The sequence below is a fragment of the Verrucomicrobiia bacterium genome (assembly GCA_035629175.1).
Taxonomy (GTDB): Bacteria; Verrucomicrobiota; Verrucomicrobiia; order Limisphaerales; family DASXHY01; genus DASXHY01.
On the sequence record DASPIL010000106.1, the window covers coordinates 46,527 to 60,034 of the forward strand.

13 protein-coding genes are annotated in these 13,508 nt (G+C 58.0%); 10 read left to right on the forward strand and 3 right to left on the reverse strand.

The annotated features are described in order from the left end of the window. Positions 1-8: 8 nt before the first annotated feature. From nuoH to VEH04_19770, 7 genes are read left to right on the forward strand one after another with little or no spacing between them, the layout of a single operon-like run. A complete protein-coding gene (nuoH, locus tag VEH04_19740; protein HYG25006.1) occupies positions 9-1,055 on the forward strand; it encodes an NADH-quinone oxidoreductase subunit NuoH in 1,047 nt (348 codons plus the stop codon). Next, positions 1,055-1,597, forward strand: a complete 543-nt coding sequence (locus VEH04_19745; protein HYG25007.1) for an NADH-quinone oxidoreductase subunit I — start codon at positions 1,055-1,057, stop codon at positions 1,595-1,597. Before nuoH ends, VEH04_19745 begins: the two co-directional genes overlap by 1 nt. A 36-nt stretch (positions 1,598-1,633) precedes the next feature. Beyond that, entirely contained in the window at positions 1,634-2,155 is a 522-nt protein-coding gene (locus VEH04_19750; protein ID HYG25008.1) for an NADH-quinone oxidoreductase subunit J, read from the forward strand. Next, positions 2,152-2,457, forward strand: coding sequence for an NADH-quinone oxidoreductase subunit NuoK (gene nuoK / locus VEH04_19755; GenBank protein ID HYG25009.1), 306 nt, complete (start codon positions 2,152-2,154; stop codon positions 2,455-2,457). The genes VEH04_19750 and nuoK overlap by 4 nt, the downstream gene beginning before the upstream one ends. 46 nt (positions 2,458-2,503) lie before the next feature. Next, positions 2,504-4,378, forward strand: coding sequence for an NADH-quinone oxidoreductase subunit L (gene nuoL / locus VEH04_19760; protein ID HYG25010.1), 1,875 nt, complete (start codon positions 2,504-2,506; stop codon positions 4,376-4,378). 10 nt (positions 4,379-4,388) lie between these two features. Further along, positions 4,389-5,990, forward strand: coding sequence for an NADH-quinone oxidoreductase subunit M (locus VEH04_19765; GenBank protein HYG25011.1), 1,602 nt, complete (start codon positions 4,389-4,391; stop codon positions 5,988-5,990). Further along, the gene (locus VEH04_19770) at positions 5,987-7,474 is read left to right on the forward strand and encodes an NADH-quinone oxidoreductase subunit N (GenBank protein ID HYG25012.1); all 1,488 of its coding nucleotides are present in this window, start codon (positions 5,987-5,989) and stop codon (positions 7,472-7,474) included. The genes VEH04_19765 and VEH04_19770 overlap by 4 nt, the downstream gene beginning before the upstream one ends. Before the next feature lie 16 nt (positions 7,475-7,490). On the opposite strand, the gene trpE is transcribed toward VEH04_19770, so the two are convergent. The 3 genes from trpE to hisI all read right to left on the reverse strand — a co-directional run bounded on the left by trpE (position 7,491) and on the right by hisI (position 10,111). Continuing rightward, entirely contained in the window at positions 7,491-9,032 is a 1,542-nt protein-coding gene (gene trpE / locus VEH04_19775) for an anthranilate synthase component I (protein HYG25013.1), read from the reverse strand. A gap of 102 nt (positions 9,033-9,134) precedes the next feature. After that, positions 9,135-9,719 carry a hypothetical protein gene (locus VEH04_19780; GenBank protein ID HYG25014.1) on the reverse strand — a complete coding sequence of 195 codons (585 nt, stop codon included), beginning with the start codon at positions 9,717-9,719 and terminating at the stop codon, positions 9,135-9,137. Further along, a complete protein-coding gene (hisI, locus tag VEH04_19785) occupies positions 9,719-10,111 on the reverse strand; it encodes a phosphoribosyl-AMP cyclohydrolase (GenBank protein ID HYG25015.1) in 393 nt (130 codons plus the stop codon). Before hisI ends, VEH04_19780 begins: the two co-directional genes overlap by 1 nt. Before the next feature lie 100 nt (positions 10,112-10,211). On the opposite strand from hisI, the gene VEH04_19790 reads away from it, so the two are divergent. The 3 genes from VEH04_19790 to VEH04_19800 form a co-directional block, all read left to right on the forward strand. After that, a complete protein-coding gene (locus tag VEH04_19790; GenBank protein HYG25016.1) occupies positions 10,212-11,468 on the forward strand; it encodes a putative DNA modification/repair radical SAM protein in 1,257 nt (418 codons plus the stop codon). Beyond that, the gene (locus VEH04_19795) at positions 11,465-12,886 is read left to right on the forward strand and encodes a UdgX family uracil-DNA binding protein (GenBank protein ID HYG25017.1); all 1,422 of its coding nucleotides are present in this window, start codon (positions 11,465-11,467) and stop codon (positions 12,884-12,886) included. Before VEH04_19790 ends, VEH04_19795 begins: the two co-directional genes overlap by 4 nt. A 180-nt stretch (positions 12,887-13,066) precedes the next feature. Next, a partial coding sequence (locus VEH04_19800; protein ID HYG25018.1) for an ATP-binding cassette domain-containing protein occupies positions 13,067-13,508 on the forward strand: 442 nt, incomplete at its 3' end.

Genomic DNA, 13,508 nt, shown 5'->3' on the forward strand with positions numbered 1-13,508 from the left:
TGAAACCCATGACCTGGATCGACAATTTGGATTCGACTGCAAGTTTCGCGTTGTTCAGCGCGCTGAAAATCCTTGGCGTGTTTTCAGTGCTGATGTTCATCGTTGCGTACGCAGTATGGATTGAGCGCAAGGTTTCGGCAGCGATTCAGGATCGGATTGGCCCGAATCGCTTCGGCATTTTCGGTTTGTTGCAGCCGGCTGCAGATGCGGTGAAGGCGTTCCTCAAGGAAGACTTTACGCCAGCGCACGTGCGGAAGGTTTACTTCTGGCTCGCGCCCGCAATCGTGATGATTCCCAGCATCCTGGTTGTTGCCGTGATTCCGTTCGGATCGTATCTCGGCGAACAGAAGATGGTTATCGCGGATCTTGACGTGGGGATTCTCTACACGTTCGGCATCGTCTCTCTTGGCGTCTATGGCATTGTGCTGGCGGGTTACGCCGCCAACTCGAAGTATCCGTTCCTTGGGGGGATTCGATCGAGCGCACAAATGATCTCCTATGAAATCGCAATGGGGCTGTCGGTCGTCGCTGTGTTCCTGCTGGTCGGTGACTTGAACCTCAGCAACGTGGTGCTGTATCAGGCGCCGGGTCTTTTGGACTGGTTGATCTTCAAGCAGCCGCTGGCCTTTGTGATTTTCCTGGTGGCGGGCTTTGCAGAGACGAATCGCACGCCCTTCGATCTTCCCGAAGCCGAGCAGGAGCTGGCGGGCGGATATAATGTGGAATACAGCTCCATGAAGTTCGCACTGTTCTTCATGGGTGAATACGCGAGCGTGACGGCCATCTGCGCGCTGACCGTGACCTTGTTTTTTGGGGGCTGGAGCCTGCCGTTTGGGCCATTCAACCAGCCTGCGGACAGCATTTGGATTGGACTGGCGCACATAGGGATATTTCTGGCCAAGACGATCTTCCTGCTTTGCGTGATCGTGTGGGTGCGCTGGATGTGGCCGCGTTTCCGGTATGATCAATTGATGGATCTCGGCTGGAGGCGCTTCATCCCGCTGGCGTTGGCCAATGTGGTGCTGACAGCATTTATTTTGTGGGCTCGAAGCTAATGATTGTTAACCGCAAAAAACTGAATTTCTGGGAACGCCTTTACGTGCCCGCCGTCGTGGGCGGGTTCAAGGTCACCGCGCGCCACTTCTTCAAGAAGAAGGTGACGATGCAGTATCCGGAGGAGAAGTGGGTCGTGCCGCCCGGATATCGCGGAGCGCCTTACCTTGTCAAGGACCAGGAGGGAAACACCAAGTGCGTCTCCTGCCAGTTGTGCGAATTTGTCTGTCCGCCCAAGGCCATCCGCATCACGCCTCCCGGCCCTGACGGCCAGCTGGCGGATCGCCCGAATGCCGAGAAGATGCCGAAGGAATTCGAGATCAACATGCTTCGCTGCATCTTCTGTGGCTATTGCCAGGAAGTGTGCCCTGAGGAAGCGATCTTTCTGCAGCAGGATTATTCGTTGAACGCGGAGAGCCGCGAGGAATTGATTTACAACAAAGAGAAGCTGCTGGAACTCGGGGGCACACATGCGGGCATCCAGAAATGGAAGCACAAGGCGGAGGAAACGCAGGAGCAGGAACATTTCCCGGTGAAACCCTGACGCCTCATCGCCGCGGTCCAATTACTCAGAAGGTCAATGCAGGACACATTACAATACGTTTTTTCGAGCAACGGTCTTTTCTGGCTGTTCGCCGCCCTGGCGCTGCTCTGCGGCTGCCTCGTGATCCTGAGCCGCAATCCTGTGACGAGCGCGATGTTCCTGGTCCTGACGATCGCGTCTCTTGCCGGGCTGTTCGTGCTGCTCAACGCCTTCTTTCTCGCGGCCATTCAAATCCTTGTTTATGCAGGGGCCGTCATGGTTCTGTTCCTGTTCGTCATCATGCTCCTCGATCTTCGCGCTGAACAACGCCATCGGATCAAGCTGTTCGGAGTGATCGGCGGAGCCGTTTCTGTGGGTGCCGTCATTGCGGTTCTCCTGCGCGCGCTCTACGTCACAAAGCCGGGTGCGAACCTGGCGGCGCCAGAGGTCGTCGGCGATACCGTCGCGCTCGGCAAACTGCTTTTCACAAAGTATGTGCTGCCGTTCGAAATTGTGTCGGTGCTGCTGCTGGTCGCGATGGTGGGCGTCATTCTGTTGAGCAAAAAGGATCTCAAGTGAACGTGGGATTGGAACATTACCTGGCCGTCAGCGGACTATTGTTCGCACTGGGGCTGTTTGGCGTGGTGGTGCGGCGCAATGTGCTCGTGATGTACATGTGCCTCGAATTGATGTTGAACGCCGCGAATCTCGCCCTGGTTGCGTTCTCGCGCTTCACCAACAACCTTGATGGACAGGTGTTCGTGTTTTTCATCATCACGGTTGCCGCGGCTGAGGTCGCGGTGGGATTGGCGTTGATCGTCGCGCTCTACCGCCGCAGGAACACGGCGCACGTGGAAGAACTGGCAACAATGAAGCTTTGATGCGCTGGAGGAGAGACATGCAGCTCCGCGGTGAAGAAGAACCCGAATGAAATTCGAAGCGTTACCCTGGTTGATCCTGTTCCTGCCGTTGCTGGCCGCAGCGGCGATCACTCTCTTCACGCAGAAAAATCGTGGCGTGAGCGCCGGGCTGTCCATCGGCGCGGTCGTGATCAGCTTCCTGCTCAGCGCCTTGTTCGTGAAGCTCAACGGCTTCAATCCGCCGGCCAATGAACTTGCCGTCAACTGGCTTTCAATCGGTGACGCGCTGAGAATCGACTTCGGATTCCGCCTGGACCCCTTGAGTCTGGGAATGATCCTGATGGTCACGGGCGTTGCCGCGTTGATCCACATTTATTCGGTGGGTTACATGCACGACGATCCCGGCTTTTCTCGGTTCTTCGCGAGCCTGAGCCTGTTCACGTTCTCGATGCTGGGAATCGTGCTTTCGAACAATTTTCTGCAGATCTTCATTTTCTGGGAATTGGTGGGCGTGTCGAGTTACCTGCTGATCGGGTTCTGGTACGAGAAGGCGAGTGCCGCCGATGCGGCCAAGAAGGCCTTCATCACGAATCGGCTCGGTGACTTTGGGTTCCTGATTGGCATCCTCATTGTCTGGGCGGCGCTCGGGTCGTTGAACTTTCGACCGATCGAGCAGGCGCTGGCGGACAATCCCGAGGCCCTCGGCGCCCTTGCCACTATTGGCGGGCTGCTGATCTTCTGCGGCGCCGTTGGCAAGTCTGCGCAGTTTCCGCTGCACGTGTGGTTGCCCGACGCGATGGAGGGCCCAACGCCCGTCTCAGCGCTGATCCATGCGGCGACAATGGTTGCTGCAGGCGTGTACATGTTGTGCCGCGTGTTTTTCGTGCTGAATGGCGAGGCGCTCCAGGTCATTGCATATGTGGGCGGTTTTACAGCATTGCTCGCGGCGCTGATTGCACTCCAGCAGAACGACATCAAACGAATTCTGGCGTACTCGACGCTTTCACAACTGGGTTACATGGTCATGGCAGTCGGGTTGGGCGGACCCACACCCGCGATGTTCCATCTGACAACGCACGCGTTCTTCAAGGCGCTCCTGTTTCTCGGCTCGGGTTCAGTGATCCTGGCAATGCATCACGAACAGGACATCTGGCAGATGGGCGCACTGCGAAAGAAAACGCCTGTGACGTTTTGGACATTCATGGTGGGCACGCTCGCCCTCGCCGGCCTGTGGCCGCTGAGCGGGTTTTTCAGCAAGGACTCCATTCTGGCGCTCGCGTATCACGAACGCAATTACCTGCTGTTCGGCGTGGCTGTCTTTGTGGCATTCCTTACCACGTTCTACATGTTCCGCCTCGTGTTCGTGGTGTTCTTCAGCTCTGCCAAGTCGAAGCATGCGGAACACGCGCATGAATCGCCGGGAGTAATGACCTGGCCGCTCCGTCTGCTGGCGGTTCTCAGCGTCATCGGCGGGTTCATTGGAATTGAGGCGCTGTTTGCAGGTCAGCTGGCAGCCGACGCAAGCGAGCATCCCCACGGTTGGGCACAGCTCGTTTATCCATTCCAGCATGCGCCCGTCGCGGCGGCGTCGGGTCTCGTTGTGTTTGCGCTGGGATTGCTCGCAGCATGGGCCCTGTATGGAAAGGGCGGCAAGGATCCGCTGCCCGAAAAGCTGGGCGCGCTTTCGCGGGCCATGCGGGATCGTTTTTATTTCGACGAACTATACGAAGCCACCGTCGTTCGCATGCACGATACCCTTGCAGCGATTGCCGGGTGGTTTGATCGCTGGATCATTGATGGCTTCGGCATTGGATTGATCCGGGGTGGAACGGATTTTGCCGGGCGGGCGCTGAGGCTTGCGCAAACCGGAAATCTCCAGACGTATGCGCTGCTGCTGGCGCTGGGCGTAGCCGTGCTGCTGGTGGTGGTCCTGGCGTCATGAATCGTTTGCGATGACAACACTGAGTTACATTTTCCTCCTGCCCCTGCTGGCTGCGATCGTGCTGGCGTTTGTGCCGCGAAACTTCGCGGTGATCATGCGCCTTGTTGCCGTCGTTGCGACAGGCCTTTCAGCGCTGCTTGCCGTAAAGATGTTCTGGCAATTCGATGCGCAGCAGAGCGGATATCAGTTCGTCACCACCATCCCGTGGCTGGGCGCGGAGTCATTGGGGCTTGCATGCCGCCTGGGCGTGGATGGCATCAACGTTGGATTGGTGCTGATGGGTGCGATCGTGGCGTTTGCGGCCGCGTGCTGCGCGTGGGATATCAAAATCCGCGAGAAGGAGTTTTACATTCTCCTGCTGATCATGGCAGGCGGCATTCTCGGTGCATTCGCATCGCTCGACCTGTTCTTCTTCTATTTCTTCCACGAACTGGCGCTTGTTCCGACGTTCATCATGATCGGGTTGTGGGGTCGCGGTGAACGAAAGAATTATGCGACGTTCCAGATCACGCTTTATCTGAGCGTCGGCGCGCTGGTTGCGCTCGTCGGGTTGATCGCACTTTACCTGCAGCTCCCCCTGGAAGCGCGGACGTTCGATATTCCAGCGCTCACCCGCTATTTCGTTGAGAACCCAATGGCGCGCTCGGCGCAAAGCTTCATCTTCCCGCTGCTGTTATTTGGGTTCGGCGTTCTCGTTTCGCTCTGGCCGTTTCACACCTGGGCGCCAATCGGTTACGCCGCCGCCCCAACCGCAACCGCCATGCTGCATGCAGGCGTTCTCAAGAAGTTCGGGTTGTACGGCTTGATCCGCATTGCGCTGCCGCTGATGCCTGACGCGGCGCAAAGCTGGATGCACGTGCTCGCGTGGCTCTGCCTGGGCAATCTCGTTTACTGCGGGTGGGTGGCGATGCGGCAGAAGGATTTCAACTGGCTTGTTGGCTACAGCAGCGTGGCGCACATGGGCTTCATTTTCCTTGGGATCGCATCCCTCAATGTGGTGGGAGTCACGGGCGCGGTGCTGGTGATGGTGGCGCACGGGTTCCTCGCGGCGCTCACGTTCGGCTTGACTGGATATATCCACCAACAGACCGGCACGCTTGAGATTGGGCAGCTTGGCGGGTTGCTCCGAAAGCTGCCATTTATTGGAAGCGCATTGATCATGGCCGCGTTCGCGGGTTGCGGCTTGCCCGGCTTTGCCAACTTTGCGGGTGAGGTCACCGTGTTTTTCGGCCTCTGGCAGGAGCCATCGCTGCGGACGATTGCGGTCCTCGCTTGCTGGGGAGCGTTGATCATCGGCGCCATCTACATGCTGCGCGCGGTTCGAAATGCCCTTCATGCTGAAGTTCCCGAACAATGGGCGAACGTGACGGATGCGCCGCACATCTGGCGCAAGCTGCCGTTCATCGTCCTGTTATTCTGCTTGTTGCTGTTTGGAATTTTGCCACGGCTGCTTACGGACAAGATCACGCCCAGTGTTTCGCGAATCGTTCAAATGGCGCGGCCTGCATCCATTCCACAAGCCGCGGAGACGGACGCCGGCTTGGCAAGCGCCGCGAGTGCAGGCACAGGTGCGGGATCCAATGGGACCCCTGCGGCAACGGAAAACCAATGAATCTTTCTTCGATCAGTCTCGAACTTTCAGTGGTCGGCCTCGGCCTGGTAATGCTGCTGGCCGATCTGTGGATGCCGCGCGAGCGCAAGTACCTGCTGGGTTACGGCGCCGCAGCTGCGCTGGGAGTAATGCTCCTTGTCAATGTTTCGGGTTGCGGCCTGTGCACAATCGACGGCTCTTCGTTCGGGGGAATGTTCATCCAGGACAGCCTTTCGCTCTTCTTCAAGCGGCTGTTTCTGATGTCCGCCATTTTGATCCTGATCATTGCTGTGGAGTTCTCCGACTGCCTTGCATCCGCGGTGTCGGAGTACTACGCGCTCATGGTCTTTGCGCTGGCGGGAATGCTGTTCGCTGCGTCGGCCAACAACTTCGCCCTGCTGTTTGTCTCGCTGGAACTGATCACGGTGACGTTCTATGTGCTGACGAGTTTTCAGCGCGGACGCCAGGTGTCGCTCGAGGCGGGCGTCAAGTATCTCATCATCGGCGCACTCTCCTCGGCGTTCATGGTGTTTGGAATTGCGCTCGTGTCGGGGATTTCGGGCAAGATGAACTTCGCCGAGCTTTCAGCCGTGGCTTCCCAGTTCAGTGACAACAAAGTTTTCCTCATTGGCATTCTTTTCGTCCTCGTCGGGCTTGGTTTCAAGATTGCCGTGGTTCCGTTCCAGATCTGGGCGCCTGACGTCTATCAAGGAGCCCCGACACCCACCACTGCGTTTCTTGCGATTGGCTCCAAGGCTGCGGGATTCGTGCTGCTGCTTCGATTCTTGTTTGCTGCGGTTCCCGCCATTACCGCGCAATGGGCGAATATTCTGATCGTGATTGCGGCGGCAACGATCTTGTATGGCAATCTCGGCGCGCTCCCCCAGCGGAACGTGAAGCGCCTCCTGGGCTACTCAAGCATCGCCCATGCAGGGTACCTTCTGATGGGCGTGGCAGCCCTCAACACGGCGGGACTCGCAGCCATCCTTTATTACCTCGGCGGGTATCTTTTCACCGTGATCGCCGCGTTTGCAGTAATCAGCGTGGTCATGCGGAATCTGGAATCGGAAGACATCTCTGCATTTGGTGGATTGAATCAGCGTTCGCCCCTGCTGGCCGCAACGTTGACGATTTCCATGGTATCACTCGCGGGTATTCCTCCGCTGGCAGGGTTTTTCGGAAAGTTCCTGCTGCTGAAAGCCGTGGTGGAACAGGGCGCGAGCAACACTGGGTATTACGTTCTGGCGTTTATCGCGATGGCAGGCGTGGTGATGTCTCTGTACTACTATTTCAACGTGGTGCGAGCGGCCTACTGGGGTTCGGCTTCCAATGACACATCGCCAATCACCCTATCGATGCCGATGCGAGTGACGCTGTATGTCTGCATCGCGGGCGTGTTTTTCCTTGGCCTGGTTCCGGGCCCGCTGATGAAGCAAACCCGGCCCGCTGCCGAAGTTCTTGAAGTCCCAACTGCGGCCGTTGTCCGAGCGGACGCAGCGCTGTGAGCGACGGCTGATCCGCTCAAGCGCCGTTCACAAAACCTTCGGCCATCGAGACTGCCTTGAGCATTGCCTTCGATTTGTTGATCGTCTCCTGGAATTCCGCTTCCGGCGTTGAATCGTTCACCCAGCCGCCACCTGCCTGCACGTAAGCCTTGCCGTCCTTGATCAAGGCAGTGCGGATCGTAATGCACGTGTCGAGGTTTCCGTTGAACGAGAAATAGCCGACACAGCCGCCGTAGGATCCGCGCGTCGTTTGTTCCAGCTCGGAGATGATCTGCATGGCGCGAATTTTGGGCGCTCCGCTGAGTGTTCCCGCCGGGAAAGTCGCGCGCATCAGGTCATAGAGGGAACGATCTTGCGAGAGAGTGCCTTCCACCTGCGAGACGATGTGCATCACGTGGCTGTAACGCTCAATCGTCATCAAGTCCTTCACTTGCACTGAGCCGAAGTCGCAAACGCGACCCAGGTCGTTCCGCGCAAGATCCACCAGCATCACATGTTCGGCCCGCTCCTTGGGATCCGCGAGCAGTTCGCGTTCGAGTGCAGCGTCTTCGTCTGGCGTTTTTCCGCGCTGCCGTGTCCCAGCGATTGGGCGAATCTCCACCTTGCCGTCCTCGCATCGCACATGAATTTCAGGCGAAGCTCCAACCAGCGAGAACCCGTTCAGTTCCAGCAGGAACATGTAAGGCGAGGGGTTTATGGAACGGACCGCCCGATAAAGATCCAACGGTGAAACCTTTATCGCCGTCGAAAAACGCTGCGAGCCGACGACCTGGATGATATCGCCCGAGGTAATGTATTTTTTGGCCGCAGCAACGTTGGAGAAGAACTTTTCGCGTGAGACATTGGACTCGAACGGAATCTCGGCAACCTCCGACGGAAGGGTCACGGGATGATGTTCCGCAGGTTGTTCCAGCAGGGAGACGAGCCGTTCGATTTCGGCCACCGCATTTTCATACGCCTCGGCGGGGGTGGACGCTTCGTCGATTACTGCGTTTACGAGCACAGTGAGCGTCTGCGCGACACGATCAAAAATGAGGAGTTGATCGGCAATGAGGAAATACAATGTCGGCACGCCGAGCTCATCGTGCGGCGGGCGCGGCACCACGGGTTCCACGTCGTGAATGAACTCGTATCCAATCACACCGATGGCACCCCCTGTGAACCGAGGGAGGCCAGGCACCGTCACAGGGCGGAACTTGCTCATCACGCGTTCCACCACTTCGAGGCCGTCGCGCACGATCTGCGGATCGGTCGAACTGGCGCTTCCGTGGGAAGCAGGCCGGACCGTGAAGCGTTCGAGAACCTTTCCATTCTCGATCACCTCAACGCGATTGCCGTCCTGCCGGACGATGCCGCGGGGATTGCAGCCGACAAAGGAATAGCGGCCCAGGTGCTCGCCGCCTTCAACGGATTCGAAGAGGAAGGACTCGCCCTGGCCACGGATTTTTCGATACGCGGAAAGCGGCGTTTCAATGTCGGCGAGAAGGCGGCGCGTGACGGGAATCAGGTTTCCCTGCGTTGCCAGCTTCACGAACTCGTCAGGATTGGGCGAATACATAGGCCAAGGGCATTGACTCAATCGTGGGTCATTGCCGCGGGCCAGTATTATGGAGCGGACACTGAGGAGTAAACAGTGAACCTGCGCGTCGCACAGGACGAACTACTTTACGAACCCATCGCCGGGAAGCGGAGCGGGTTGCGGGGAGCGGCGGGTGAGGCGGCGGTTCATGGCACGGCGAGACCGCCAGACTCCCAGGAGCGTGAACAGCACAACAGCGAAGCTGTAGGCGAGCATCCCCATGCCAATGCTGGTTGGGATCAAATAGCTGTCGCTGAACAGCACCAGCGCGCCGCCCACGAGGGCCGTGAGCAAGGTATTTCCGGCAAGGCAGGAAAGATACAGTGTCACCGGGGTTTCTGTGATTCGAGCGACGTGCCAATCCCGGTAGTTCTCCTCGCCCATGGAACGCATCAGCCATGCGGATTGGAAATTCCGCGCCGCCACGAGCACGCTCATGGTGCTGACGCCGATGGCAACTGGCGCTGAAAAGGCGAGGAGCCAGCAAGCCGCAAGGTTGACGAGAAGTCCGCCATGCCAGCCGAGTTTTTTAGCAATGGGATTGCCCTCGAGAACCAGATTGGGTGTGGCTACCCAGGTGCTGATAAAATCCATTCCCCGCCCGAACAGCAACAGGAGGAAACAGAGGCAGTAATCACGGCTCCCGAATTGGAGCAGGTCTTCCATTATTTTTTGCCGTAGATTTCTCCCGGCGGCTTGAGCAGGGGTTCGGTTGTCTTGAAGCCCTCACCCGGGTTGCCGTCGACGGATCGGAAAAAGCAGGACTTGTAACCTTCGTGACACGCCGCCCCGTTTTGTTCCACCTGGATCAGCAGCGTGTCGCCATCGCAGTCAAACGCAATGTCCTTCACCTCCTGCGTATGCCCGCTGGATTCGCCCTTCATCCAGAACTTCTGGCGTGAACGGCTCCAGAAATGGGTTTTCCGCGTGTCAATCGTCGTTTCCAGGGAAGCACGGTTCATCCATGCCATCATCAAAACCCGCCCCGTCTTCTGCTCCTGGACAATGGCTGGAATCAAGCCGTTCGCGTCGAATTTCAATTTCTCGTAGAAGCTCATTTTGCAGGCGAAACCTAGCAGACAAATGGTGGCGAACCATCAAAATGTGAGCACGGGTTTGAGACTTTGCCGTTGAAGGTTATCTTAAGCCTCTTTGCCTATGGACCTGCCGCAAAAGCTTGCGATCCTCGCGGACGCCGCCAAATACGACGCTTCATGCGCCAGCAACGGCGGCGAGAAGCGGTCGTCGCGCGGCGGCAGCGGCGTGGGTTCCGTGACAGGCGCAGGGATTTGCCACAGCTTCACGCCGGATGGCCGCTGCGTTTCGCTTCTCAAGGTCCTGCTCACCAACTATTGCATCTTCGATTGCCTCTATTGCGTGAACCGGGTGTCGAGTGACATTCCCCGCGCTCGGTTCACTCCCGATGAAGTGGTTCAACTGACGCTCGATTTCTACAAACGCAATTACATCGAAGGCTTGTTCCTCAGCTCGGGAATCATTCGGAATCCCGACTACACCATGGAGCAGGTGGTTGCAGTGGCGCGCAAGCTTCGGCTCGAGCACGACTTCAGGGGCTACATTCATCTCAAGACCATCCCTGAAGCCAGCCAGGCGTTGATCGATGAAGCGGGAAGGTTTGCGGATCGGATCAGCATCAACATCGAATTGCCACGATCCGCCGATTTGGAGCGGTTTGCGCCTGAGAAGAATCTGGATCGAATCCAGGGTGCGATGGGCGCGATTCACGAGCGCATTGAGCAGAGCCGAAGTGAGCAAAAGGACGCCGCCAAGCCTGCGTTTGCTGCTGCAGGCCAAAGCACCCAAATGATTGTCGGGGCGACCGACGCTTCCGATCACGACATCCTGGAACGCGCCTCAAGTTTGTACCATCGATTCAAGCTGCGCCGCGTTTATTACTCGGCATTCAGTCCGATTCCGTCTGCGTCCGCCCATTTGCCGCTGGTCGCCCCGCCGCTCGTGCGGGAGCATCGGTTGTATCAGGCCGACTGGCTGATGCGTTTCTATGGATTCAAGGCACAAGAACTGACAAGCAACGCTGCGCCGCATCTTGATCTTCGATTTGATCCAAAACTGGCTTGGGCATTGCAGCATCGATCGCATTTTCCGGTTGATGTAAACAAAGCACCGCGGTTGTTGCTGCTTCGTGTCCCTGGCTTCGGAGTCAAGAATGTGGATCGCATTCTCCAGGCGCGGCGTTGGTCGAAGGTCCGCTTGCAGGATCTGGTCCGGCTGCGGGTGCCGATGAAGAAGGCGCTGCCATTCATTGAAACGGCGGATCATCATCCAGGACGCGAACTGGACAGTGAAGCGCTGACAAGGAAACTCGCTCCTCCGCCTGAGCAATTGAACCTGTTCGCTGCACCCGAGCTCTCCGTCCACAACGGGCAACTGTGAAAACGCTGCGGATCGAAGACAATTTTGAATCGTGGCAGGCAGCGGCCCGCGCCGCTCTCGCCCATAATCAGGAGCCTGGCGACGTCATTTGGGAGATACGCGGCGCGGAGCCGGAGCTGGGTCTGTTTGCGCGGACGGAAATCACGGCGGGAGCAAGCGTGTTGAACGACGCGAAAGCTCGATCCGCTTTCCGCGTGCCGGCTGCCTTCCTTGAGCTTGCGCGTTCCGCTGCGCTGCATTCGGATCCAGGGAAATGGCCATTGCTGTATCGCGTTCTTTGGCGCCTGACCCATGGTGAATCCCGATTGCTCCAAATCCCAACAGATGCGGATTTCATCGCGACGGCGCACCTCGCCCGGGAGGTCCAGAAGGATGCTTATCGCATGCGCCAGTACGTGCGATTCCGTGAAACAAGGCTGGAGGGGGAGCCATGGTTTGTCGCGTGGTATGAGCCCGGGCATGATTCGGTTCACCTGAACCAGCAGTTCTTCAAGGACCGTTTCGCGAATCATCGCTGGTCGATTCTTACGCCGAAGCGCTGCATGCATTGGGACGGGGCGGAAATCCGGTTCAGCGAAGGCGTGGCGCAATCGCAGGCTCCTGCGGGCGACGATGTCGAGCCGCTGTGGGTGACTTATTACTCGAACATCTTCAACCCGGCGCGCGTGAAGGTGAAGGCGATGAAGGCGCAGATGCCGGTGAGGAACTGGAAAAATCTTCCCGAGGCGGCCGCGATTCCCTCGTTGCTCGCGCGCGCTCCGTTGCGAGTCCAGGGAATGCTCGAAGTCAGCGAACGGCGGGTTCTTCGGGACGACGAATACTCGCCCGCCCGCCCGCCTGCCACATTCGATTGGGAAACGGTTCGCGCTGAGGCGATGCATTGCCGCGCGTGTCCCCTGTGGAAGAACGCCACATGCACGGTGTTTGGCGAAGGACCGCGCAGTGCGGAGGTGGTGCTTGTGGGTGAGCAGCCGGGCGACGCTGAAGATCGTGCAGGAAAGCCTTTCATTGGTCCCGCAGGACAGGTGCTGGATCGTGCGCTTGTGGCCGCAGGATTGGATCGAAGCACGTTTTACGTGACTAATGCAGTCAAGCACTTCAAATGGGAACCCCGCGGGAAGCGGCGGCTGCACCAAACCCCGAACGGCCGCGACATTGCTGCGTGCCGGCCATGGCTGGAGCAGGAATTGAAAATCCTGAAACCGCGCTTGATTGTGGCCATGGGCCGAACTGCGCTGCGTTCGCTTTTTCATGCTGATCTTCGGATTGGCGACGAGCGCGGAAAGCTCCTGGATTCGCCTTTGGGAAAGACACTCATCACGATTCATCCGTCCGCGTTGCTGCGACTGCCGCCGGGGCGGGCGTTCGAGCCTGAGTTTGAGAGGTTTGTTGAGGATTTGAAGCGGATCAAAGACTGAGGCGATTTGCGTGGCGCAAGGTTTTGAAACGCGCCCGAATCTATTTACGGTCAGTCCGTTGGGAAGCCGGCGATGCAGCCGGTCCTCCGTCGCGGCCCACTGCGGAGGGCAGGACAGGTTTGGAAAACTGCGCTACGACTTTGCAAAACGCGGCGCGTTCGAATATTGGTTTCTCGGCCTATGCCAGACAACGTTGTTGAAATCCGCAACCTTTCCAAAGTCTATGCCCAGGGTGAAATCCAGGTGACGGCACTCAATGACATTTCGCTGAACATTGAACGCGGCGAGTTTCTCACGCTCATGGGACCTTCAGGCTCGGGCAAATCCACACTGCTCCACATCATTGCGGGCATCGACCGCCCGACGGGTGGTGAATGCCGCGTGCAAGGGGTGGACGTCACGCAATTGAATGAATCGCAACTGGCAGATTGGCGGAATCAAAATGTGGGATTCGTGTTCCAAACATTCAACCTCATCCCCGTGCTCACCGCGTTTGAGAATGTCGAGCTTCCGCTGTTGCTCACGCAGTTGTCCCGGCGTCAGCGACAGGAACTGGTCCATACCGCGCTCGAAATCGTCGGACTGGCCGATCGCGCGCGGCATCTGCCCAGGCAGCTCTCAG

Bases quoted from the DNA above. Each gene is read 5' to 3' on its own strand.
- nuoH (HYG25006.1), top strand. From the start codon at position 9: ATGACCTGGATCGACAATTTGGATTCGACTGCAAGTTTCGCGTTGTTC.
- VEH04_19745 (HYG25007.1), top strand. From the start codon at position 1,055: ATGATTGTTAACCGCAAAAAACTGAATTTCTGGGAACGCCTTTACGTG.
- VEH04_19750 (HYG25008.1), top strand. From the start codon at position 1,634: ATGCAGGACACATTACAATACGTTTTTTCGAGCAACGGTCTTTTCTGG.
- nuoL (HYG25010.1), top strand. From the start codon at position 2,504: ATGAAATTCGAAGCGTTACCCTGGTTGATCCTGTTCCTGCCGTTGCTG.
- VEH04_19765 (HYG25011.1), top strand. From the start codon at position 4,389: ATGACAACACTGAGTTACATTTTCCTCCTGCCCCTGCTGGCTGCGATC.
- VEH04_19770 (HYG25012.1), top strand. From the start codon at position 5,987: ATGAATCTTTCTTCGATCAGTCTCGAACTTTCAGTGGTCGGCCTCGGC.
- trpE (HYG25013.1), bottom strand. From the start codon at position 9,032: ATGTATTCGCCCAATCCTGACGAGTTCGTGAAGCTGGCAACGCAGGGA.
- VEH04_19780 (HYG25014.1), bottom strand. From the start codon at position 9,719: ATGGAAGACCTGCTCCAATTCGGGAGCCGTGATTACTGCCTCTGTTTC.
- hisI (HYG25015.1), bottom strand. From the start codon at position 10,111: ATGAGCTTCTACGAGAAATTGAAATTCGACGCGAACGGCTTGATTCCA.
- VEH04_19790 (HYG25016.1), top strand. From the start codon at position 10,212: ATGGACCTGCCGCAAAAGCTTGCGATCCTCGCGGACGCCGCCAAATAC.